This window comes from Pseudonocardia phyllosphaerae (genome assembly GCF_046546475.1).
GTDB classification, from domain to species: domain Bacteria; phylum Actinomycetota; class Actinomycetes; order Mycobacteriales; family Pseudonocardiaceae; genus Pseudonocardia; species Pseudonocardia phyllosphaerae.
Map to the genome: position 1 here is coordinate 41,814 of NZ_JBKGXS010000012.1, position 22,327 is coordinate 64,140.

General features: G+C 72.7%; 21 protein-coding genes, 1 tRNA gene and 1 pseudogene. 12 read left to right on the forward strand and 11 right to left on the reverse strand.

Annotation, left to right across the window (positions count from 1 at the left end; translation table 11 throughout):
• The first annotated feature begins 29 nt into the window (after positions 1-29).
• Both ACLE50_RS20910 and ACLE50_RS20915 read left to right on the forward strand, forming a co-directional pair.
• Positions 30-102 (forward strand) — tRNA-Ala (locus tag ACLE50_RS20910).
• Between the two features lie 1,446 nt (positions 103-1,548).
• Positions 1,549-1,743 (forward strand): annotated as a pseudogene (locus ACLE50_RS20915) (helix-turn-helix domain-containing protein); the annotation flags it as partial.
• Positions 1,744-2,173: 430 nt separating this feature from the next.
• Here ACLE50_RS20915 and ACLE50_RS20920 read toward each other — a convergent pair.
• Positions 2,174-3,097 carry an NADP-dependent oxidoreductase gene (locus tag ACLE50_RS20920; protein WP_410945308.1) on the reverse strand — a complete coding sequence of 308 codons (924 nt, stop codon included), beginning with the start codon at positions 3,095-3,097 and terminating at the stop codon, positions 2,174-2,176.
• Positions 3,098-3,200: 103 nt separating this feature from the next.
• Entirely contained in the window at positions 3,201-3,590 is a 390-nt protein-coding gene (locus tag ACLE50_RS20925) for a MerR family transcriptional regulator (RefSeq protein WP_410945309.1), read from the reverse strand.
• 270 nt (positions 3,591-3,860) lie between these two features.
• On the opposite strand from ACLE50_RS20925, the gene ACLE50_RS20930 reads away from it, so the two are divergent.
• From ACLE50_RS20930 to ACLE50_RS20940, 3 genes are all read left to right on the forward strand, one after another.
• Entirely contained in the window at positions 3,861-4,454 is a 594-nt protein-coding gene (locus tag ACLE50_RS20930) for a hypothetical protein (protein ID WP_410945310.1), read from the forward strand.
• Between the two features lie 108 nt (positions 4,455-4,562).
• Entirely contained in the window at positions 4,563-5,300 is a 738-nt protein-coding gene (locus ACLE50_RS20935) for a DUF4097 family beta strand repeat-containing protein (protein ID WP_410945311.1), read from the forward strand.
• 90 nt (positions 5,301-5,390) lie between these two features.
• Positions 5,391-6,131 (forward strand): VOC family protein, encoded by a 741-nt coding sequence (locus tag ACLE50_RS20940; RefSeq protein ID WP_410945312.1) that lies wholly within the window; start codon positions 5,391-5,393, stop codon positions 6,129-6,131.
• Positions 6,132-6,155: 24 nt separating this feature from the next.
• Here ACLE50_RS20940 and ACLE50_RS20945 read toward each other — a convergent pair whose 3' ends face one another.
• Both ACLE50_RS20945 and ACLE50_RS20950 read right to left on the reverse strand, forming a co-directional pair.
• Positions 6,156-6,803: a response regulator gene (locus tag ACLE50_RS20945; RefSeq protein ID WP_410945313.1), complete on the reverse strand. Its 648-nt coding sequence runs from the start codon at positions 6,801-6,803 to the stop codon at positions 6,156-6,158.
• Complete coding sequence (locus tag ACLE50_RS20950) at positions 6,800-8,008, reverse strand: histidine kinase (protein ID WP_410945314.1); 1,209 nt, start codon at positions 8,006-8,008, stop codon at positions 6,800-6,802. Before ACLE50_RS20950 ends, ACLE50_RS20945 begins: the two co-directional genes overlap by 4 nt.
• Before the next feature lie 57 nt (positions 8,009-8,065).
• Here ACLE50_RS20950 and ACLE50_RS20955 point away from each other — a divergent pair, with 57 nt between their 5' ends.
• The gene (locus ACLE50_RS20955) at positions 8,066-9,076 is read left to right on the forward strand and encodes a CPBP family intramembrane glutamic endopeptidase (protein ID WP_410945315.1); all 1,011 of its coding nucleotides are present in this window, start codon (positions 8,066-8,068) and stop codon (positions 9,074-9,076) included.
• A 20-nt stretch (positions 9,077-9,096) separates the two neighbouring features.
• Here the strand turns inward: ACLE50_RS20955 and ACLE50_RS20960 are convergent, their stop codons facing one another.
• Positions 9,097-9,540, reverse strand: a complete 444-nt coding sequence (locus ACLE50_RS20960) for an ATP-binding protein (RefSeq protein WP_410945316.1) — start codon at positions 9,538-9,540, stop codon at positions 9,097-9,099.
• Between the two features lie 129 nt (positions 9,541-9,669).
• On the opposite strand from ACLE50_RS20960, the gene ACLE50_RS20965 reads away from it, so the two are divergent.
• Together ACLE50_RS20965 and ACLE50_RS20970 are read left to right on the forward strand one after the other, a co-directional pair.
• A complete protein-coding gene (locus ACLE50_RS20965) occupies positions 9,670-10,494 on the forward strand; it encodes a SigB/SigF/SigG family RNA polymerase sigma factor (RefSeq protein ID WP_410945317.1) in 825 nt (274 codons plus the stop codon).
• 147 nt (positions 10,495-10,641) lie between these two features.
• The gene (locus ACLE50_RS20970) at positions 10,642-11,634 is read left to right on the forward strand and encodes a hypothetical protein (protein ID WP_410945318.1); all 993 of its coding nucleotides are present in this window, start codon (positions 10,642-10,644) and stop codon (positions 11,632-11,634) included.
• A gap of 4 nt (positions 11,635-11,638) precedes the next feature.
• On the opposite strand, the gene ACLE50_RS20975 is transcribed toward ACLE50_RS20970, so the two are convergent.
• Positions 11,639-12,454, reverse strand: a complete 816-nt coding sequence (locus tag ACLE50_RS20975; protein WP_410945319.1) for a crotonase/enoyl-CoA hydratase family protein — start codon at positions 12,452-12,454, stop codon at positions 11,639-11,641.
• 152 nt (positions 12,455-12,606) lie between these two features.
• Here ACLE50_RS20975 and ACLE50_RS20980 point away from each other — a divergent pair, with 152 nt between their 5' ends.
• A complete protein-coding gene (locus ACLE50_RS20980; protein WP_410945320.1) occupies positions 12,607-13,425 on the forward strand; it encodes a TrmH family RNA methyltransferase in 819 nt (272 codons plus the stop codon).
• 9 nt (positions 13,426-13,434) lie between these two features.
• Here ACLE50_RS20980 and ACLE50_RS20985 read toward each other — a convergent pair whose 3' ends face one another.
• Entirely contained in the window at positions 13,435-14,994 is a 1,560-nt protein-coding gene (locus ACLE50_RS20985; RefSeq protein WP_410945321.1) for an AMP-binding protein, read from the reverse strand.
• A 164-nt stretch (positions 14,995-15,158) separates the two neighbouring features.
• Positions 15,159-16,310 (reverse strand): MFS transporter, encoded by a 1,152-nt coding sequence (locus ACLE50_RS20990; protein WP_410945322.1) that lies wholly within the window; start codon positions 16,308-16,310, stop codon positions 15,159-15,161.
• A 126-nt stretch (positions 16,311-16,436) separates the two neighbouring features.
• Here ACLE50_RS20990 and ACLE50_RS20995 point away from each other — a divergent pair, with 126 nt between their 5' ends.
• Complete coding sequence (locus tag ACLE50_RS20995; protein ID WP_410945323.1) at positions 16,437-17,645, forward strand: ROK family transcriptional regulator; 1,209 nt, start codon at positions 16,437-16,439, stop codon at positions 17,643-17,645.
• 3 nt (positions 17,646-17,648) lie between these two features.
• On the opposite strand, the gene ACLE50_RS21000 is transcribed toward ACLE50_RS20995, so the two are convergent.
• The gene (locus tag ACLE50_RS21000) at positions 17,649-19,385 is read right to left on the reverse strand and encodes a pyruvate dehydrogenase (protein WP_410945324.1); all 1,737 of its coding nucleotides are present in this window, start codon (positions 19,383-19,385) and stop codon (positions 17,649-17,651) included.
• A gap of 115 nt (positions 19,386-19,500) precedes the next feature.
• Here ACLE50_RS21000 and aroQ point away from each other — a divergent pair, with 115 nt between their 5' ends.
• Positions 19,501-20,121 (forward strand): gamma subclass chorismate mutase AroQ, encoded by a 621-nt coding sequence (gene aroQ, locus ACLE50_RS21005; RefSeq protein ID WP_410945325.1) that lies wholly within the window; start codon positions 19,501-19,503, stop codon positions 20,119-20,121.
• 33 nt (positions 20,122-20,154) lie between these two features.
• On the opposite strand, the gene ACLE50_RS21010 is transcribed toward aroQ, so the two are convergent.
• Positions 20,155-20,628 carry a hypothetical protein gene (locus ACLE50_RS21010; protein WP_410945326.1) on the reverse strand — a complete coding sequence of 158 codons (474 nt, stop codon included), beginning with the start codon at positions 20,626-20,628 and terminating at the stop codon, positions 20,155-20,157.
• An 89-nt stretch (positions 20,629-20,717) separates the two neighbouring features.
• A complete protein-coding gene (locus ACLE50_RS21015) occupies positions 20,718-21,311 on the reverse strand; it encodes a TetR/AcrR family transcriptional regulator (RefSeq protein WP_410945327.1) in 594 nt (197 codons plus the stop codon).
• Positions 21,312-21,474: 163 nt separating this feature from the next.
• On the opposite strand from ACLE50_RS21015, the gene ACLE50_RS21020 reads away from it, so the two are divergent.
• On the forward strand, positions 21,475-22,326 hold the full coding sequence (locus ACLE50_RS21020) for an SDR family NAD(P)-dependent oxidoreductase (protein WP_410945328.1): 852 nt from the start codon (positions 21,475-21,477) through the stop codon (positions 22,324-22,326).
• Position 22,327: the final 1 nt, after the last annotated feature.

Below are 22,327 nucleotides of genomic sequence, written 5' to 3' on the forward strand. Positions count from 1 at the left end.
CCGCTGCTGTAGTGTTCTCCATGTCGCAAGGGGCTGTGGCGCAGCTGGTAGCGCACTTGACTGGCAGTCAAGGGGTCAGGGGTTCGAATCCCCTCAGCTCCACCCTTCTTCACCAGCCGGGACTTCGGTCCCGGCTTTTTTCTTGCGCGGGTGTGCGGACGGCAGGTAGTGACATCGGTCAGCTCACGCTGAGCCGTGGTCGTCGGAGACGATCACGGCCGTAGGGGCGCTCCCACTTCGAGTACCTGTCAGCCTGACGGCGATAGACGGCTTTGGCGACAGCGGTCCCGCTGTAGCTGGCCGGGCGCACGTGAGCCGTGCGCCAGTGGGACGCCCGCTCTGGAGCGCAGCGGTGCGAAGCCCGTGCCGCGCCTTACTTGGGATCCACTCAGTAGCTGTCGGCTTTTCCGCTGATTCTAGCTATATCGAGTGGCGTTCATCCTCCTGTGCGGTGCGTTCAGTTTCAGAGTCGCGTAATCCGGTTTCGCTCAATTGATCTGCAGATTCTCCCCTGTTCGGACAGCGGTGAATATTGTTAGTTCTGAGGGCTTGGCTTGGAGTGCGAGTCGATATATGTGCGAGCCGCGGGGATGCGCAAGAGTAGGTAGGTCGCGCTGCCGATCAGGACCAGGCCGACGGAGCCAAAGGCGAGTGGGGGGCCGCCGTCAGTGGTGCTGTCGATCGTTAGAAGGGAAGCTATCGCTGCAGCGAGCGCGGCAAGGATCAGGGCCGCGGTCCGTGCCCAACGCTGACCTGCGGCGAGGAATGGAAGAATCACCAGCATTGGGCCGATGGGAAGGCTGGCCGCAGGCGTTGCAAGTGCGAATATGGAGCACAGTGCAAGGCAGGTTGTGCCAAATTGCACCGGTCGCGGAGGCCGCGGTCGTGGAGTGGCGACAGGTACGGTGCCGAATGCGCCCGGCGCGTTGGGGAATCGACGGAGAGATTCCGAAAGTCGAGTACTGTCGTAGAATGTCCGAGCCCATGCGGACCCCGGCTTCGCCATTCGAAATGCACCGAATAGCCAGCATGGATGTATTATGATGCCTAGCGCCAACATTCCATACTTCCCCTTGAGTGTTAGTGCCGTCAGTAGAGCCAAGAACGCCGTTAGAAGTATGGACATGACGGAGGATGCCTCCTGGCGGGTGATCGGTTCTGGCAGCGGCTTCCGAGTCGTGGCGGTGCGGTCCTCCGGTGAGGGTGTCATCGGTCAGTTCGGCTCGCGGGTGGCTGCTCGATGGCTCGTTTGTACTTGATGATCGCAAAGTTGTCAGGTGTGGAGCCCTGTATTGGTCAGGTCATGTTGGGTCGGAAGGCTTATGACGTGGAGACGCTCGGACCTGGGGCGTGCCTCTCAACCCGGTCGTCCGGGGCTGCGGGGCGACCATCGGGGTCGCGTTGTCCGGTCCTGACCGAGCCCTGTGGGTCAGAATCGAGCCATTGCTGCCTTCATCGAACGGTATGCCCAGCCGTCCGTTCGCCGACCATGGCAGGGGGCAGGGGTCGGCGAGTTCAGGCGGTGGAAGCACGTGATCTTGGTGCTCGGTGGGACAGGATCACCACGTGCGGAAAGTGTTGACGTTGGCCGAGCGTGAGGAGATTTCACGCGGCCTGGCCGAAGGCCTGGAGTACCGCACGATCGCGAGCGCGATCGGGCGGGACCCGTCGGTGATCTCCCGTGAAGTACGTCGTCACGGCGGCCGGGACCGGTACCGGGCCGCGCCGGCGGATGCAGCGGCCCGGGCGCGGCGGGGCGGCCGAAGAAGATGGCCCTCGACCGGCTGAACTCACCGGGTCCTGGGCGGCCAGCCAGTAACGGAGGCTCTCCGGATCGTGCTTGGCGACCGCCCGGTAGACGACGACCGGTGTCCGCCACCCGGCGAGGTTGTCGGCGAGGAAGGTCGCGGGATCGAGCGTCGGGGTGAAGGGGAACGGCCGCTCCGCCGGATTCCGCTCGGCCTCGTCGTCCATGTCGTAGAGGATCAGCCCGTCGAGATTCAGCTCGTGCAGCCGCCGGACCGTGGTGTCCGCGATCTGCTGGACACGCTCGGCTGTGGTGGTCGATCGCGGCGGCGTAACCGCGAACAGCAGGGGCTAGTCACAGCGGAGGGGATCCACGACGCCAACCTATCCACGACGGCCCCTGCGACGTCGGGCGAGCGCAGTTCCCTCAGGTCACCGCGATGACGACCTTGCCCGCGGTGTGGCCGTTCTCGACGGTGGCGAGAGCGGCCGGGGCGTCGGCGAGCGGATGGACGTCGGTGATCCTGAGCTCGAGCGACCCGTCCAGTGCCAGCCGTGCGGCGCGCTCCAGGCTCTCGCGGTCGAGGCGCCGTTCGACGACGCGCCCGCCGAGCTCGGTCACCGAGGGGTCGCCCACGGCGATGACGTCGTGCGGGTCGCGGGCCAGTGGTGCGACCGTCCGCAGCGAGGCACCACCGACCAGGTCGACGACGCCGTCGACGCCGTCCGGAGCCGCCGTGTGCACCGCCGTGGCGACGTCGCCTGCGGTGTAGTCGACGAACCGGACCCCGATCGCCTCGGCGACGCCCCGCTTGGCGGGACTCCCGGTGCCGACCACCCGCAGCCCGCGCCGCACGGCCAGCCGCGCGACGGCGCTCCCGACCCCGCCCCCGACCCCGTTGACCAGCACCGTGGCACCGGCCGGCAGGTCCAGCTGGTCGAGTGCGTCCACTGCGGTCGTCCCGGCCACCGGCAGGGTCGCCGCCACCGCCGTGGGCAGCCCCGTAGGAATGCGGGCGGTGTTCGCGGCGGACAGCACCGTCGTCTCGGCGTAGGTGCCGCCCCCGGTGAGCGCGAGGCCGAACACGGCGTCACCCACCTCGAACCCGTCGACGTGTTCGCCCACGGTGACGACGGTTCCCGCCGCCTCCACACCCAGCACGAGCGGGAACGGGCGACCACCGTCGAGCCCGGGGACCAGGCCGGCCCGCAGGTAGTAGTCGAGGGGGTTCACCCCGGCGACGTCCACTCGGATCCCGACCTCATCGGGGCCCGGGACGGGATCGGGACGCTCGATCAGCTCCTGCACCTCCGGGCCGCCGTACCTGCTGAAGCCCCAGGCCTCGGACATCTGCCACCTCCGGGTTCACCGTCCCCGGTACGTCCGGGGCCGGCTCCACCTTCACCGCTCACATCGGTGGCAGGGGCAACGTCGTGCGGCGCAGGTCACAGGATCAGGCCGAACGTGTCTCCGGGGCGGCGGCCAGCTCCGCGCGGTGCCGGCTGTTGGTCTGCAGCAGCCCGTCGAGCGCGTCCCGGGTCTCGACGAGGTGCGTGATCTCGGCGTCGATCCGTGCGCGCTCGCGCGCCATCGTCGCGAACGCCGAGTCGACGACGCCGAGGTCGTCGGGAGTCTCGACGCAGGGCAGCACTGACGCGATCACCCGGCTGGACAGGCCCGCGTCGAACAGCCGCCGGATGAGCGACACCCGCTCGACCTCGTGATCGGAGTAGTGCCGCTGCCCGGTCCGGGAGCGGCAGCTGGTCAGCAGGCCCTGCTCCTCGTAGTACCGCAGCGAGCGCGGACTCGCGCCCGTGCGCCTGGACAGCTCGCCGATCCGCACGTCGTCGAGGTTACGCCGGGACGGGCGGGCTCGGCCGGATCGACTCCGCATGCGGGGCGACCGGTGGCTGGGTCCCGGTGATCACCGGTCGAGGAGCGGAACGTGCGCTCAGCGGGTGATCTGCTCCTCAACCGGTGATCTTGCAAATGGGCCGGGCTCATCAGAACTGGTGACGCTCCGGCAGACGCAGTAACCGGGGCTGCCCCATCCGCGACACGGAGGTCAGAGGCCCGGTGCGGGCCGACCGTCGCGGAAGCAGGGGGCAACGAGATGAGCATCGGCCGCTACGTCCTCACCGGAGTCGTCACCGCGACGTTCGCCGCCGGCGCGTGCGTGGCGACGACGGGTGCGGCCGTGTCGGGCCCGGCTCGGACCCCGCTCGTCCCGGCTGCGACGACGACCGTCCCCGCCGCGCCCGCCGCCGGACTGCTGGTCGGTATCGACGCAGCCGCGGCCGGCCCCGCCGGTGCTGCGGGGCAGGCGATCGAGGCCGCCGCGCAGGAACAGGACCGGGTTGCGGCGGCAGCCCGGGAGGAGACGGCGCGGCAGAAGGAAACCGATGAGAAGGAGCCCGACGAGAAGGCTGCCGAGCAGGAGGCGGACGACCAGGCCACGGCCCCGGAGCCGGCCGCCTCGGACCCGGCCGGTTCGGTCTCGACTGGGCAGGCCGAGTCGTCGGGCGCGCAGGAGTCCGACACCGGCTGCGCGCGGCGGGCGATGGCGGCCGGGAAGTTCGACCCGTCGTGTGCCGCCTACCAGGGGTATCTGGACCCGGGGACGTCCGCGGGGCGTGCCCCGACGAGCGGGGAGATCCAGACGCAGTGGGCGTGCGAGAAGGGTCTGATCCCGAAGAACGAGTGCTGAGCCCGTCGGCCGGAGCCGGGCGGTCGTGCTCACGCCGAGTACCCACGGCGACGTTCCGTGCGTCCGTGGATGGGCCATCATGACCTGGCCGACGACGACCGGAGGACCATGACGAAGCCGTTCCGCGCCGTGGTCGTGGCCGCGGTGGCCGCGACGGCGGTGCTCGGGCTCGGCGGCTGTACCGGTATCACGACGACCACCCACACAGTCACCGACGACACCACGGTCGAGCAGCGCATCTCCGCGGTCCGGCTCGAGGGAGACGCGGGTGGCGTCACCGTCGACGGCCGGCCTGGGACCTCGGGCGCCACCGTGCACCGCTCGATCGACTCGCCGAACCCGCCGCCGCCCGGGCCGACCCACGAGGTCGACGGCGGGACGCTCGTGCTGCACGGCTGCGGGCAGCACTGCTCGGTCGACTACACGGTGACCGTGCCTCCCGGGCTGCCGGTCACCGGCGGCACCAGCAGCGGAGCCGTCGAGCTGAACGACGTCGGCTCCGTCGACGTGTCCACGAGCTCCGGAGGGATCACGCTGCGCGACGTGGCCGGCCCGACGACGGTGCACACCACCAACGGCGCCGTGCGGGGTACCGGGATCAACGGCGACGACACCCGGGTACGGACGAGCAACGGGGAGATCGACCTGACCCTGGCGACCCCGCAGAACGTGCAGGGCGAGACCAGCAACGGCGAGATCGGTCTGACCGTGCCGTCCGGCTCCTACCGGGTCACAACGCGGACGACCAACGGCGACGAGCAGGTCGACGTGCCGGACGACCCGTCGGGGACGCACCGGCTGGACCTGACCACGTCCAACGGGGCGATCTCGGTCCGGCATGGGTAGCGGGTCCCGGCAGTCGTGCCGGACACTCGCGGACAGGCATGATCTCGCCGTAGGCATCCCCGGCACGGAGCAGACCTGTTGGGAGGGGCGATGTCAGGAGACCCTGCCACCTTCGACCACCTCGTCCACTGGGTGGGCGACGTCGACGAGGCCATGGCGTCGTACGACGCTCTGGGCCTGCCGACCCGGGCCGCGCTCACCATGCCCGGGTTCCGTAATGCTGCGTGGGGCGTGGACGACGAGCGCTACGTCGAGCTGGCCTCGGTCGACGACTGGGAGGCGGTGAAGACCTCCAGGTACGCCGACGGTCTGGAGGTGCTCAAGCCCGCCATCGACGCGCTCGACGGGCCCGGCTTGCTGACCTTCGCCGTGGACGTGCCCGACGCGCGGGCGACTGCGGCCCGGTTGCGCCGAGCCGGCCGGGACGTGGACGAGATCGCGGTGTGGTTCGAGGAGAAGGGGGCAGGGTTCGTCGAGGCCTTCGTCCGTGACGCGCCCGCGTACTTCCCCTTCTTCATCAGCTACGACCCTCCGCGCGCGGAGATCGCCCGGATGCGCGCCGAGTACCGGGCGGCCGAGGGCATCACCTTCGAGGGCCGTCCCGACCTGGTCGCCCTGCTGGCCCGCACCCCCGACCCGGACACCGACGCGCGCCTGCTCGCAGACCTCCTCGGCTGTCTCGTTGTCGGCACCACGGTCGCGCTGCCGGGTGCCGAGGTGCGTTTCGAGGAAGGCAACCCGGCCGGGCTGTACGGCATCTCGGTCCGCGGTCTCGAGCGGCCGACCGGACCGACCGAGGTGGCGGGCATGACCGTGGTCCCCGGACCCTGACGGTCGGGGAGATGGCCCGACCGGCTACCCGCCCATCGCCTTCGCCAGCGTGAGCGCCAGGTTCGTCCGGTCCCGCGCCCCGACCTTGCGCAGCAGCGCCGAGACGTGGTTCTTCACGGTGCCCTCCGCGAGGTGCAGTGCCTCGGCGATCTCGGTGTTCGTGGCACCCTCGGCGACCAGCGCGCCCACCCGCCGCTCGGTGCCGGTCAGCACGGCGAGCGAGTCGTCCGGCCGGTCGGGACGTCGCAGGTGCCGGGCGATCCGCGGGTCGAGCACCAGACCGCCGGCCGCGACGGCATGCACCGCCTCCTCGAGCCGCTCGGGCCCGACGTCCTTCAGCAGGTACCCGGACGCGCCGGCCTGGATCAGGGAGCCGACGAGGTCGGCGTCCTCGAAGGTCGTCAGCACCAGCGCGGGGAGATCGGGATGGGCGTCACCCATCGCCTGGACCAGGGCGAGCCCGTCCATCCCCGGCATCCTGGCGTCGGTGATCACGACGTCGGGACGCACCGCCGGGATGAGTGCCAGAGCCTCCCGGCCGTCGTCGGCCTCGCCGACCAGCTCGATCCCGGCGAAGGTCTCGCACACCAGCCCCAGACCGCGTCGCAGGAACTCGTGGTCGTCGACGACGAGCACGCGGACGGCGGGCCTGCCCGCGCCGGACCCGGTCACGACCCGGCCCCGGGCAGGTGGAGCTCGAGACGGAAGCCGCCGTCCTCGCCGCCGTGCGGCCGGGCGATCACGGTGCCGCCCAGGACCTTCGCCCGCTCGCGCAACGAGACGATGCCGTACCCGGCCTCCTGTGTGCCGCCGCTGCCGTTGTCGTCGAGGGTGACCGTCACGCCGCTCGGTGTCGTGTCGATCCGGAGCGTCGCCCGGGTGGCGCCGGAGTGCCGGACGACGTTGGTCAGCGCCTCCTGCGCGAAGCGCACCGTGAGCAGTCCGGTCTCGGGGGAGAGGTCGCCGCCACCCACCGTCGTGAAGGCGACGTCGAGGCCGGTCGAGGTGAACGAGGCGGCGATGGACCGCAGCGACCCGACGGGGTCCTCGGTGTCGGCGGTGACCGGGTGCATCGCCCGGACCGCGCGGCGCATCTCGTCGAGCGCGTCACCGGTGGCCGCACGTGCGGTGCGGATCTCCGCACGCGCCCGGTCGGGCGACTTCTCGATCATCCGCTCGCTGAAGTCGAGGCGCATGCCGATCCCGGTGAGCCGGTGCCCCAGCCCGTCGTGCAGTGCCGCGGCGACACGTGCTCGTTCCTCGGCGACGCGGAGGTCCTGTTCGGTGGCCAGCTTCTGCTGCAGTTCCCGGTTCGCGGCTTCGAGGTCGGCGAGTGCGGCGTTGCGCTGTTGCTCGGCGAGCGTGATCCGCCGCAGTGTGTACGCCAGGTAGATACCGAATCCGACGATGAAGGCCATGCCGACGGATTCGGAGACGATCGTCGCCCACGACGATCCCGCGATCACGTGGAGGGTGGCTCCCGCCGCCGTCAGAACTGCGATCAGGCCGATGCAGTAACCCAGGTGCAGTTCGTAGCAGAGCGCGAGAACGGCGATCCACACCAGGCCGACACCGCTGACGGAATTGGCCAGCAGGCACCCGGGGATGGCGAGCACGGCGAGTACGAGGGCTGTCGACCGTGACGACCGCCCCGCTGCGTGCCGGCGGAGCCACCAGAATGCCAGGCCGCCGAAGACGGCCCCGATGGCGATCCCCGGGATTCCTCTGGCCGGTGAAGGGCCTTCGAGGAAGGTGGAGGCGTAGAGCAGCTGCGCCAGGACCAGGGCGACCTGGATGGTGCGGGTGTTCACCGCGGCGGGAGCCCACACCTGGAGCCGACCGGGCGGCCGCGCGGCCGACGGTGTGCTCTGCTCCACGGAATCAGCGTATCCGCGCGGACGGCGGATCACCCATGACCACGGTCATGATCGGAAATGACCGCAGTCCGGCCGGATGGTGACGCCGGCTCGTCGATCGAGCGGGAAAACGATTCTAACGTCGAGCTCATGGAACCTGTGCGAGCCGGGGACGCTCACGACCACGAGACGCTGCATGGGCATGAATCCCCGCCGGTCGGGAACGAGCCGCGAATACCGCTGAACTGGTGGGGGCTCGCCATTCGCTTCGTGGTCGCGGTGGTGACCCTGACCGGAATGAACCTCCTCGCCTCCGGTATCTCGTTGCTGTTCGGCGACTCGGTGTCGAGTGAGAGCGCGGTGGCCGTGCTGTCCCTCCTGCAGTACGTAGTCGTGCTCGCGGGTGTCGTCGCTGTCGTGGCGTTCTGGATGCGCGCGGTCGAACGCCGCCGGCTCGCCGACGCCGGCTGGGTCTTCAGCCTCCGGGGCCTCGGATGGCTGGCAGTCGGGCTCGGCGCGAGCCTGGCCGTCTACGGGGTGCTGCTCGCCGTGCCTGCCGTCGGGATCCCGCTGTTCGAGAGCGGTCCGACCTACTTCGACATCGCGAACGCGCCACCGCTGTGGGCGGTGCTGCTGGATACGGTCGGGCTGGCCTTCGTGCTGCAGGGGATCCCCGAGGAGCTCCTCTGGCGGGGGTGGCTCTTCGGCATCGTCCGGGACCGGCCCTGGCTCGCCTTCTGGTGGACGACGCTGAGCTTCGCGTCGATCCACCTGATCTCCCAGGGCGGGCAACAGCACTGGTACGACCGCTTGAGCTACCTGGCGATACCGCTCGGTTTCGGCGCGCTCGCCGGAGCGCTCGTGCTGGTGACCAGGTCGATGTGGGTCGCCGTAGGGATCCACGCCGGCTTCCACCTCTGGGGCTCGACGATCGAGCTGTTCACCGGCCAGGAGCTGGGGAGCTCCTCGGAGGTCAACCTCGTCGTCGGGACGGCGTTCCTGATCCCCGCCGCCGTGGTGCTGCTGTGCCGGTCCCGGACGCGCAGGCGGCGCGACGTGGCGCCGAGCGGGGCCGGCAACGGTGCGTGAGCGGCCTACGGGAGTGGCACTCAGGCGCAGAACCCCGGGCAGCGGCCGAGCGTGCCGTGGAAGACGACCGTCGTGCCGTCCGGTCCCCGCTCCACGTCGACGTCGTCGGCGCACGCCTCGATCATCGACAGCCCGCGCCCGCGGTAACCGGGATCGCCCGACGGATCCCGCCAGCAACCGGTGTCGGTCACCTCGAAGCGGACCCGCAGCCGCGGGCACACGGGGCCCTGCTCGACGTCGCCGCGCAGCGTCACGGTGCCCTCCGGGACGTCCGACGGCGCACCCGCGTAGGCGTGCTCGATGCTGTTCGACACGGCCTCGTTCACGGCCAGGACCAGGTCGGACATGGTGTTGCACGGCGTGTCGACCCCGCACAGCGCGGCCAGCCACCGGCCGGTCTCACGTCGGGAGCGTCCTGCGGCGCCGGGTTCGGCGGGCAGTTGCACGTACAAGTCGGGGGGCACGGCCACGACTACCCCGCTCGGACGTGTCCGACTCATCGGATGCCGTAGTGGGACCCGACGTGCGGCCCCGGGGCCGTGGGCATACGGTTGCCCACAATGGGCCTCGATCGTCAGGAGCCGGCAGGGGACGTGTCCGTCCCCGACCGGCCGGATAGCGGTGTCGGGCGTGACGACGAGTACGCGCACCTCGACGCGCCGCTGCGCGCGTTCGCCGCGGCAGGTCCCGGCGACCCGGAGCGTGCCCGGCTGCGCGACGAGCTGGCCCGTGGCTTCCACCCCGTCGTCCGGCACATCGCGAACCGCTACCGCCAGCGCGGTGAGCCGGTCGACGACCTCGAACAGGTCGGCGCGATCGGCCTGCTCAACGCGCTCGACCGGTTCGAGCCGGACCAGGGCGCCCCGTTCCTGGCCTACGCCGTACCGACGATCACCGGCGAGATCCGGCGTTGGTTCCGGGACCGCACCTGGTCGATGCGCGTGCCGCGCCGGCTCAAGGACATGCAGTCGCGGATGGCGCGCGCGCAGGAGGAGCTGTCGGCTCGCCTCGGCCGGGCACCACGCGTCTCCGAGCTCGCCGAGTACCTGGGCATGCCCCGCGAGGAGATCATCGAGGGACTGCAGGCGCAGGACTCGTACCGCTCGGACTCCCTCGACCAGATGGTCGGGGACAGCGAGAACCCGCTCGCGGAGATCGTGGGCGGCATCGACGCCGGGATGGACGCCGTGGAGGCACGCGAGTCACTGCGTCCCGCGCTGCGCAAGCTGCCCGAGCGCGAGCGCACGATCCTGATGCTGCGCTTCTTCGGCAATCAGACCCAGACCCAGATCGCCGCGCAGGTCGGGCTCTCCCAGATGCACGTGTCGCGTCTCCTGTCGCGCACGCTCGCCACGCTGCGCGACGACCTCGCCACGGAGCCGACACCGTCGGGCCGTCCGGACGCCGACGCGTCCTGAGCACGCCTTTTCCCGCTGCTCCGGCCGTGATCCGGACCTCCTGGACGTTTCCGTCCTCACACGTTCGGGAACCGTCTCGTACCCCGGTTCGTCACCGTCCGTTCACCGGACGGCGAGCCGGTCCGATCGAGGGGAGAACACCGGCCGATGGCTACCAGCACCAAGACCGTGAGCATCGAGGCACTCGAGGCGACCGCCGCCCGGGTGGAGCGCGCCGCCGAGCGTGCCGAGCAGGCGGCGGCCCGCGCCGAAGCCGCGGCGAGCGTGCCCGCCGCGGTTCAGCCCGGCACCGAGTCCGGGAAGAAGGCCGAGTCCGGGAAGAAGAAGGACTCGAAGAAGTCGGACTCCAAGAAGGACTCCAAGAAGGACTCCAAGAAGGACTCCAAGAAGGCCGACTCGAAGAAGGAGTCGGCGAAGGACGAGAAGAAGGCCGGCAAGAAGGCCGAGGCGGACAGCAAGTCCGGGAAGAAGTCCGGCAAGAAGGACAAGAAGGCCAAGAAGGCCGACAAGAAGGCTGAGAAGAAGGCGCTGGAGAAGGCTCGCCGCGCCGAGGAGCGGGAGGCCGAAGAGGCCGTGCGCGCCGCCGGGAAGGCGAAGAAGGCGACCGGCAAGGACGCGAAGAAGGCCACGTCGGCGGCGTCGCAGACCGCGAACGGTCACGTCAACGGTGCGGCCGCCCCGACGAGCGTCGCCACCGCAGCTAAGCAGCAGTCGGCGTCCGTGCCGCAGCAGCGTGCGGCGGCTCCCGGCGACCAGGTCACGAAGAAGGCCGTGACCAAGGACTCCGCCGCGAAGGGCTCTGCTGCGAAGGACTCCGCGACGACGAAGACGGCGCCGAAGGACCGGAAGCAGGCGACGTCGACGCAATCCACCCGTAAGCAGACCGCGCAGAAGCAGACCGGGCAGCAGAAGCAGACGGGGCAGAAGCAGGCCGGGCAGCAGAAGCAGACCGGGCAGGGACAGCAGGCCGAGCAGGAGTCGCCGCAGAAGAAGGCGGCGCGTACGCGGGCGGCGAACCGGGCGAAGGCCGAGGCCAACGGGACGGCGACCGCCCGGAAGACCACCACGCGCAAGGCCGCCCCGCGCAAGGCGCCCGCCGCGCACGAGACGATCGCTCCGGATACCTCGCGGACGGCCTGACAGCTCAGTCCCGGTAGATCCCGGGACGCTTCTCGGTGAACGCCGCGACGGCCTCCTGCAGGTCGGCGGAGACTAGCTGCCCGCCGTTCCACGTCGCGATCTGCTCCAGCCCGTCGGCGACGGAGTGGTCGCGGGCGTAGGTGATCGCGTACTTGGTGCCGCGCAGCGCCAGCGGAGACTTCGCGGCCAGCTCCGCGGCGAGACCGGCGACGCGGTCCTCGAGGGCGTCGGCGTCGGGCAGGGTCTCGTTGACCAGCCGGATCTGCTCCGCCTGCTCGCCGTCGACCGGTCGGCAGAAGTAGGCCATCTCGCGGGCCACGCCCTCGCCGACGATGTGTGGAAGCCGCTGCAGGACACCGACGTCGGCGGCGAGGCCCATGTCGACCTCCTTGAGGACGAACTGCGCGTCGCGGGTGGCGTAGCGCAGGTCGCAGGCGACCGCGAGATCCAGACCGGCGCCGACGCAGGCCCCGCGGATCGCGGCGATCATCGGCGTACGGCACCTCTCGACGGCGGTGATGCACTCCTGCAGGTCGAGGATGGTGCGGCGCAACGCATCCGCGCCGTGTCCCGGAGACGTCGGGTCGGCGGTACCGGTGAGCCCGCCCAGCATCGACAGGTCGATGCCGGCGCAGAAGTGGCTGCCGTTGCCGCTGATCACGACGACGCGGACGGACGGGTCGGCGTCGAGGGCCCGCAGCGCGTCGCGCAGCTCGAACCACATCGCCTCGTTCATGGCGTTCGCGGCCTTCGGCCGGTCCAGCCGCAGCCGTGCGACGCCGTCCGCCACCTCGATGGCCAGGGTCGTCGGATCGCCCATGGTTCGCCTCCTCGCGTGTCCCGCAGCGAGGCTACCGTGCGGTAACCCCGGATCCCGTGATCACCTGTTGTGGAGCGATGGGACCGCACAGCGTGCGATCCGCTCCGCAACCGGTGATCACGGGCGTGCGGACGGGCCTCTACCCTGCTGCGGTGACCGCCGCGCCCGACCTGACCAGCACCGCGAACCCCCGGGTGAAGTCCCTGGTCCGGCTGCGCAACCGCCGCGCCCGGGACGCGGCAGGCGTCACCCTGGTCGAAGGGCACGACGAGCTGTCGCTGGCGCTCGACGCCGGCGTCCGGCCGACCGAGCTCTACTGGGCGCCCGACCTGGTTTCCGGTGACGGGACCGACGCGCTGCTCGACCGGGTCCGTGACACCGGCGCCCGGACGATCTCGGTCAGCCGGGAGGTGTTCGCGCGCATCGCCTACCGCGAGTCCCCGGACGGCTGGCTGGCCGTCGCGCCGTCCCCGGTTCGCTCCCTGGACGACCTGGAGCTGCGCCCGGACGCGCTGGTGCTGGTCGCCGAGGGGGTGGAGAAGCCGGGCAACGTCGGCGCGATGCTGCGTACCGCGGAGGCGTGTGGGGCGGACGCGGTGGTCACCGCGTCCGCGGAGCGCGCGGGCACCGACTTCGCCAACCCGAACGTCGTGCGCGCGTCGAAGGGGACGGTGTTCGCCGTCCCGGTCGCGACGGGGACCTCGGAGCAGGTGCTGGACTGGCTGCGGCGGCGCGGGGTGCGTGTCGTCGTCACCACCCCGGCCGGGCGCACCGAGCTGGGCCGCGCCGACCTCACCGGCCCGACGGCGCTGGTGATCGGCACCGAGGCCACCGGGGTCACCGGCCTGTGGCTCGACGGCGCCGACGACACCGTCGTCATCCCGATGCGCGGCACCGTCAACTCGCTCAACGCCTCGATCGCCGCCGCCGTCGCGCTGTACGAGGCGACCCGCCAGCGCGACGGCGGCTGATCCCGCGGCTCAGACCAGCTCGGCCCGCAGCCGCTTCTTGTCGGTCTTGCCGATCCCGGTCAGTGGCAGCACGTCGACGAACGAGATCGTCCGCGGCACGTACATCGCCCCGGCGCGCTCGGCGACCAGCTCGCCCAGCTCGTCGCCGGTCGGGGCGGAGTCCCCGGCGACGACGGCGGCGTGCACGGCCTCCGTGCCGTCGCCGTCCGGCGCGCCGAACACGGCGGCCTGGCGGACGCCCGGGTGCTCCATGAGCAGGTCCTCCAGCTCGGAGGTGTACACGTGCCCGCCCACGACGACGACCATGTCCTTCACCCGGTCGGCCAGGTGCAGGTACCCGGCGTCGTCCTGCCAGGCGACGTCACCGGTGCGGACCCAGCCGTCGCGGACGGTCTCCGCGGTCAGCTCGGGCTGCTTCCAGTAGCCGTCCATCTCGGTGCCGCTGCGCACCCACAGCTCGCCGCGCTCCCCGGCCGCGACGGGCTCGCCGTCGTCGCCGACGATCGCGATCTCGGTGGTCGGCAGCACCCGCCCGACGGTCTCGAGCAGCTCGGGCTTCGCGTGCTCCTCCGCGGTGAGCGCGGAGATTCCGCCGGCCTCGGTCTGGCCGTAGAACTGGGTGAGGACCGGACCGATCCGCTCGACGGCCTCGGCGATGCGCCGCGGGTTCGCCGGGGCGCCGCCGTAGACGATCGTGCGCAGCGACGACAGGTCGGTGGTGTCCAGCGCCGGATCGTCGAGCAGCCGGTAGACCAGCGGCGGGAGCAGCCAGGAGTGGGTGATCCGCTCGCGCTCGACGGCGGCGAGGAACGCGCCGGGCTCGAACTCGTCCTGCAGGACCACGGAGCCGCCGACGGTGAGCATCCGGTCGGCGATCCCGCCGCCGGCGTGCGCGACCGGGGTGGCCAGCAGCATCCGCGGCGGCGCACCGGCCGACAGCGCGGACAGGTGCCTGCGCACGTCGGCGGAGCGGGCGTGGTGGCCGAACGTGTAGGTGATGCCCTTGGGGTGGCCGGTGGTGCCGCCGGTGTGCCGGATCTGCTGGACGTCGGCGGCGCGCGCCCGCCCGGTGACCGGCTCGGCCGACGCGCCCGCGGCCTCGGCCAGGACGTCGGGGAAGCGGCCTGCGGTGTCGCCGAGACCGAGCACCTCGACCGGGGACGACGCCGCGGCGAGGATCCGCTCGGCGATCCCGAGCTTCGGAGGGTCGACCAGGACCAGGGCGGCGTCGACGTCGTCGACGATGCGGGCCTGCGCGGCGGCGGACAGGCCCTCGTGCGGCTGGGTGACCCCGGCGCCGAGCAGGTTGACCGCCCAGCGGGCGATGACGGCCTCCGGGGTGTTGCCGGCCAGCAGCGCGACGATCGAGCCGGGGCCGACCCGGCCGTCGAGGGTGCGGGCCAGTCGGTGGGCCGCGTCGGCGACCTCGCCCGCGGTGAGTCGCCGGTCGCCGTGCACCAGGGCCTCGCGGTCCCGGTGCCCGGCCAGGCCCTCGAGCAGCTCCTCGGTGTCGGAGTGCACGTGCCCGGCGGGGGCGGTCGTGCCGGCGCGGGGTGCCGCCGTCGTCATGCGGGGTTCCTCCAGGAAGCGGTACTACGAAAGATCAGTTGTCTGGCGCAACGATCCGTCCGGTACCGGGCTTCCCGAAGGTGATCCGATCGACACCTATCACTTGCAATCTGTTCGTCACGCGGGCCGGGGAGGCCATGCGGGCCGGGGAACCCGGCCCCGGCTCAGGCGGCCAGGGCCAGGTTCGCGCGGCGCTCGTTGCGCTCCATGCGGACCGCGATCGCGAGCGTGCCCAGGCCGAGCAGCGGCAGGAGCGCGGCGACCGCGGCGGGCGAGGTCCAGCCCCACCCGGCGGCGAGCACGACACCGCCGAGGGCGGCGCCGAGTGCGTTGGAGACGTTGAACGCCGCGTGGTGCAGGGCGGCGCCCAGGGTCGGACCCTCGCGGCCGGCGTCCATCAGGCGGGTGGCCAGGGCCGGGGTGGTCGAGGTGCTGGCGAACGACAGCGCGAACAGGGCGATGATCGCCGCGACCGCGGAGCCCGCCACGACGGCGAACGACGCGGTGGCCAGCGACGCGACACCCATGCCGACCGCGATCGTGCGGACCGGGGCCTTCTCGGCGAGCCGGCCGCCGACCTGGTTGCCCAGGGTCATGCCGAGACCGAACACGGCCAGGGCGATCGGCACCGCGGACTCGGCGAGGCCGGAGACCTCGGTCAGCACCGGGGTGACGTAGCTGTAGACGGCGAACGTGCCGCCGAACCCGGCCGCGATGACGGCCATGGTGATCCAGACCTGCCCGCGGCGCAGGGCCGAGAGCTCGCCGACGATCGAGCCACGGGTCTCCTCGCGGACGTCGGGGACCAGCACGTAGATCGCGGCCATGGTGACCAGCGCGATCACGCCGACCGTCAGGTACGCGGCGGGCCAGCCTGCGGCCTGGCCGAGCCAGGTCGCGCCGGGGACGCCGATGATGTTGGCGATCATCAGGCCGCTCATCACCGTGGCGATGGCGCGCGGGCGCTTCTCCTGCGGGACCAGCGATGCGGCCAGCACCGACGCGGTGCCGAAGTAGGCGCCGTGCGGCAGGCCTGCCAGGAACCGGGTCGCGACGAACGTGCCGAACGTCGGGGCCAGTGCGGAGAGCACGTTCGCGACGCCGAGGGCGGCCGCGAGCGCGATGACCAGCCGCTTGCGCGGCCAGCGGGCACCGAGGACGGCGAGGATCGGGGCGCCGACGACGACGCCGAGTGCGTAGGCGCTGATCGCCGTCCCGGCCTGCGGGACGGACACGCCGAGGTCGCCGGCGAACGAGGGCAGCAGGCCCATCGAGGCGAACTCGGTCGTCCCGATGGCCAGCCCGCCCAGCGCCATGGCGAACAGGGCAAGACCGGGTGAACGCGTGGTGGTGTCGGGGGTGGGAGACTGTCGGGAGAGGAGCGCTACGTTTTTCATCGTGACACGAGGATAAATCCGCGCAGGTGGGAGGTGTCAAACGTGATGACTACGTTGTCAGGCGGCTCACGTCCCGACCGTGCGCGGCTCGGGCCCGGCCGGGCCGAGATCGACCGGTGGCGCACGGCCGCCGAGATGCTCGACGCCGTGCGCAGCGAGCCGGGACGCACCCGCGTCGAGCTGGCGCGTGACCTGGGCCTGACCAGCGGTTCCGCCACCGAGATCACTGCCCGGCTGCGGGACCTGGGCTGGGTGACCGAGGAGCGTGCGCCGTGCGGCGGGCGGGGCCGGCCGACCACGAAGGTGGTGCCGGCACCCGACGGGCCCGCCGTCGTCGCCGTGGACGTGCGGTTCGAGGGCTGGCGCGCCGCGCTGGCCGGGCTCGACGGCGTGCCGGTGGCGGTGCGCTCCGGGCGGCACGCCGTCCGCGACCCGGACCGGGTCGCCACGGACCTGGCCGCAGTGGTGACCGGGCTGGTCGACGCCCATCCCGGCCCGGTCGTCGGCGTCGGGGTGGGGGTGGCGGCCACGCTGGTCGACTCGCACCTCGCGCAGGCGTCGGGTCAGGGCTGGAGCCCGCTCGACGTCCGCCGGATCGGCGCCGGCCTGGACCTGCCCGTCTACGCGGGCAACGACGCGAACGTGGCCGGCGTCGCCGAGGTGCGCGACGGCGCGGCCGCGGGCGCGGACCCGGCGCTGTACCTGACCGTCGAGGTCGGGATCGGTGGCGTCCTGCTGCTGGCCGGGCGCCCGCAGACCGGTGCGCGCGGCGCTGCCGGTGAGTTCGGGCACCTGCCCTTCGGCGACCCGTCGCTGCCGTGCTCCTGCGGCGCCCACGGGCACTGGGACTCCGAGGTCGACGGCCGCGCGCTGGCCCGGATGCTCGGCGAGCCCGAACCCGACGACCCGTACGGCTACTTCCTCGAGGTGCTCGCCCGCGCCGCGGCCGACGAGCCCGGGGCGACCGAGGTGATCGGCCGGGCCGCGCACGCGCTCGGCCGGGGAACGTCCGGGCTGGTCAACGCGCACGACCCGGAGATCGTCGTGTTCGGCGGCCTCGGAATCGCACTGCGCCACGCCGCCCCGGACCGCTTCCACGACGCCTACGTGGCCGGGCTCATGGCGTTCCGCCGCGACGACCCGCCCCCGGTCGTCGACGCCGCGCACGGCGCCGACGGGGTGCTGCGGGGCGCCGCCGCCATCGCGCTGGACCACGCCACGTCGGCGGAGGGGCTGGCCGAGCAGGCGGCGTGACCGTCAGGGGCGGGGGATGGACCGCAGGTTCGACCGCGCCAGCTCGATCATCTTCCCGACGCCGCCGTCGAGCACCGTCCGGCTGGACGCCAGCGCGAACCCGCGCACCTGCGCCGCGGTGATGTGCGGCGGGATGGACAGCGCGTTCGGGTCGGTACGGACGTCGACCAGCGCCGGGCCGGGGTGGTCCAGCGCGGCCCGGATCGCCCGTCGCACGTCGGCGGGGTCCTCGACGAGCGTGGCGTGCGCACCGGCCTCGCGGGCGATCCCGGCCAGGTCGGCGGGCCCGTGGTCGGTCTGGAACGACGGGTAGCCCGCCACCATCATCTCCAGCCGGATCATGCCGAGCGAGCCGTTGTTGAATGCGACCACCGTCAGCGGCAGGTCGTGCTCGACCGCGGTGAGCAGCTCGCCGAGCAGCATCGTCAGGCCGCCGTCGCCGGACAGCGACACGACCTGCCGGTCCGGGTACGCGCACTGCGCCCCGATCGCGTGCGGCAGGGCGTTGGCCATCGTCCCGTGCCGGTAGGAGCCGATGATCCGGCGACGACCGGTCGGGGTCAGGTAGCGCGCGGCCCACACGTTGCACATGCCGGTGTCGACGGTGGCGATCGCGTCGTCGGCCAGCTCGTCGTCGAGGACGGCGGCGACGTGCTCGGGGTGGACCGGGCGCAGGTCCTCGACCTTGCGGGTGTAGGCCCCGACGACCTTCTCCAGCGCGTCGGCGTGCTTGCGCAGCATGCGGTCCAGGAACGACCGGTCGGTGCGCGGGGTCAGCTTCGGCAGCAGCGCCCGCAGCGTGGAGCGGGTGTCGCCGTGCACGCCCAGGTCCAGCACGGTGCGCCGGCCGAGGTTGGCGGCGTCGGCGTCGATCTGGACCGTGTTGCGCTGCGGCAGGAACCCGTCGTAGGGGAAGTCGGTGCCGATCAGGATCAGCAGGTCGGCGTCCTGGGTGGCCTCGTAGCAGGCGCCGTAGCCGAGCAGCCCGCTCATCCCGACGTCGTAGGGGTTGTCGTACTGGATCCACTCCTTGCCGCCGAGCGAGTGCCCGACCGGCGCCTGCACGGTCCCGGCGAGCTGCAGGACCTCGTCGCGGGCCCCGGCGATGCCGGCGCCGACGAACAGCGTGACCTTCTGCGCCTCGGTGATCAGGCGGGCGAGCTCGTCGACCTTCTCCTCGTCGGGCACGACGGTGTGCGATGGCGTCACCAGGTCCGAGCGGCCGGTGTCGCGCGCGGCCGGCTCGGCGCTCACGTCACCGGGCAGGACCAGCACCGACACGTCACGCTGCGCGATCGCGGTCTGCATGGCGATCCGCTGCAGCCGCGGCATCTGCTCCGGCCGGGAGATCTGCTCGCAGAACGCGGAGCACTCGGTGAACAGCCGCTCCGGGTGGGTCTCCTGGAAGTAGTTCGTCCCGATCTCGGTCGAGGGGATCTGCGAGGCGATGGCCAGCACCGGCGCACCGGTGCGGTGGGCGTCGTAGAGGCCCTGGATCAGGTGGGTGTTACCGGGCCCGCAGCTGCCCGCGCACACGGCCAGACGCCCGGTGAGCTGGGCCTCCGCGGCCGCGGCGAGGGCGCCGGCCTCCTCGTTGTGGACGTGCACCCAGCGGATGCGACCGTCCCGGCGGATCGCGTCCGCCAGCGGGTTCAGGCTGTCCCCGACCAGCCCGTAGATCCGCTCGACGCCCGCCTGGTGCAGCAGTTCGATCATCTGGTCGGCCACGGTGCGGCTCACCGGTGATCCCTCCTCCCGTTGGACACACCGACCGGGTTCCCGCTCCCGGCGGGGTGAACCCGGCCGGGGTCGTGACACTCGACGCGGTGCAACGGGGCACACGTAGGGTGGCCGCGTGTCCGGTCATCGCTCGCCCGCCCACGCCGTGCTCCGGTGCGCGGCGGCCACGGCGCTCGCCGTCGCGGCCCTCGCCGGGTGCGGCGCGCAGGCGCCGCCGATCACCGCCGGTCCGCCCGGGGCCAGCCCCGCCGACGGGCTCACCCGGATCGCCGGGCTCGCCGCCGAGCGTGCGGTGCTGTCCGACCGTGTCGCGATCGCCAAGTCCGCCACGGGTGGCGCGATCACCGACCCGCCGCGCGAGGCCGCCGTACTGGCCGGGGCCCGGGCGTCCGCGGTCCGCGACGGGGTCGACCCGGAGTGGGTCGCCCGCGTGGTCGCCGACCAGATCGCGGCGTCGACCCAGGTGCAGGATGCGCTGACCAAGCAGTGGGCCGAGCACCCCGACACCCGACCGGCGCAGCGGGTGGACCTGGCGACCGTACGGCCCGAGCTGGACCGGATCGGGCGCGAGCTGGTCGCGGCGCTGAAGGTGGCGCAGCCGGCCCGGGCGAACGAGGACTGCCCGTCGAGCCTGGCGCAGGCCGCCGTCGCCGCGGCCGGCCCGCTCGACGACGTGCACAAGGCGGCGCTGGGGCGCGCGCTGCACTCGGTCTGCGACCGCAGCTCCGACAGCTGACTCCCGGCCGGTGACTCCTGGGGCGGTCCGGGGTCAGGAGGCGCCGACGGCGCCCGCGATGCCCTGCACCCCGGCCTGCACGGCGGCGAACGCCGGCCCGCAGACCGCGGGGTCCCCACCGCCGACGGCGCCGGGGGAGGCCTGGCAGCGGGCGTCGGAGAACCGGTCGAGCGCCTGCTCGGTGGCGTCCGCCCGCGATCCCGCCGCCGGGGCGTCGCGGCGCACCTGGCCGACGATGTTGCGCACCTCGACGGTGAACCGCCCGCACCGGGTGAACACCTGCGCGGGCGGACCCGTGGCGCACTCGTCGCGGGTCAGGAATCCGGTCTTGGTGCGCAGCGCCTCCAGTCCGGGCGCGCCGACCTCGTCCGACGCCGTGTTGCTGCGCGGGGCGGGCGAGCCGCGCTCGAGGGTCGCCGGTCCGGACGCGCATCCGGCCAGCGTGCACGCGGCGGCCACGGCCAGGGTGGTCACCTTCCAGGCGGCGGGGCGGCTTCGCGAGGACACCCCGCGACAGTAGGCCCGCCGGACGCGGCCCGCCGGGCTGGGGTGATCACCGCCCGGACGCCCGTTCCGTCCGGCCGCCCGCGGTGCGCTCAGCGCGGGCGCAGGCCGTCGACGAGCAGGTCCAGCAGGCGTCCGGCCTGCTCGCGGCCCTGCGGGTCGGCGATCGCCATGCAGATCCCGGAGGTGCCGACGAGCACGTCGGCGGCGTCGACGTCGTCGCGCAGGGTGCCGTCGGCGATGCCCGCCTCCTGCAGCGAGCGGACCGCGGCGACCATCCGCTCGCGGCTCTGCGCGAACGGGTTCCGCCCGCACGCGACGAGTGCGTGCAGCGAGTCCGCCAGGTGCTTCTTGGTGATCACGTAGTCGACGAACCGGTCCATCCACGCCCGCAGCGCCCGGTCCGCGGGCAGCTCGGTGCGCAGCTCGTCGGCGGCGCGGCAGAGCCGGTCCAGCTCGTTGCGGTAGACGGCCTCGACCAGCGCGTCGCGGTTGGGGAAGTGGCGGTAGAGGGTGCCGATGCCGACGCCCGCGTCCTTGGCGATGCCGTCGAGGGTGGGGGCTGGGCCCCCGGTGCTCTCCGCGGCGAACGCCCGGACCGCGGCCGCGAGCAGCAGTTCCCGGTTGCGCGCGGCGTCCGCGCGCAGTGCGGGACGGGTTCCGGGCTCACCGGTGCCGGTCGCCATGACGTGCCTCCTCGAACGCGATCGGCCCCACGATACGGCTTGCGATCCGGAGGGTGCTCCGGATAGAGTTCCGGTTCATACGGAGGCCTCTCCGTTTCTTCGCCCGGACCGCCGCCGCCCGAGGGTGCCGCACCGGTTCCGGTGAGCCAGAAGGGATCAGCCCATGTTCCTCCGGTCCACGACCACCCGATCCCCGATCGTCCCGCCCGTTCCCGTTCCCGTTCCCGCTCCGGTCTCCGGCGAGGCCGGATACGACGGCCCGGCCGCCGTCGAGGTGCTCGACGGCGTCGACCTGACCGGGCGGCGTGCGGTCGTCACCGGCGCCGCGTCCGGCGTCGGCTACGAGACCGCCCGCGCCCTGGCCGCGGCCGGCGCCGAGGTGACCCTCGCCGTCGACGACGCCGACGCCGGAGCGCTCGCCCGCGCCGGGATCGTCGCGGACACCGGCAACGAGCAGGTGCGCGTCGGTGAGCTCGACCTCGCCGACCAGCACTCGATCTCCCGGTTCGTCCGCCTCTGGGACGGCCCGCTGCACGTCCTGGTCGACGCGGCAGGCCCGGCCGCCACGACCGGCACGACCGTTGATGGCTGGGACCCGCGCCTGGCCGTCGGGTACCTCGGCCCTGCGGCACTGACCACCGGCCTGCACTGGGCGCTGACCGCGGTCGACGGGGCGCGCGTGGTGCACCTGACCGACCCCGCCCGCGACGACGCGCACGTCCGGCCCGCCGAGGCGACGGCCCTGCACACCGCCGAGGCCGCCCGCCGCTGGGCAGGCGACGCGATCGCGGTGAACACCGTGCACCGGACCGCCGTGCCCGGCCGCGACGCGGCGACGGTCGTCCTGGCCGCCGCGTCGCCGCTGGCCGCGGGGATCAGCGGGAGCCGGTTCGCCGGCCTCGCCGAGGCCGGCCCGGCGCAGGACCCGTACGACCCGGCCGCCGCCCGCGGGCTCTGGGACCGGACCGAGCGGACCCTGCGCGAGGTCTGGCTGCCGGGCCTCGCCGCCGCCTGAG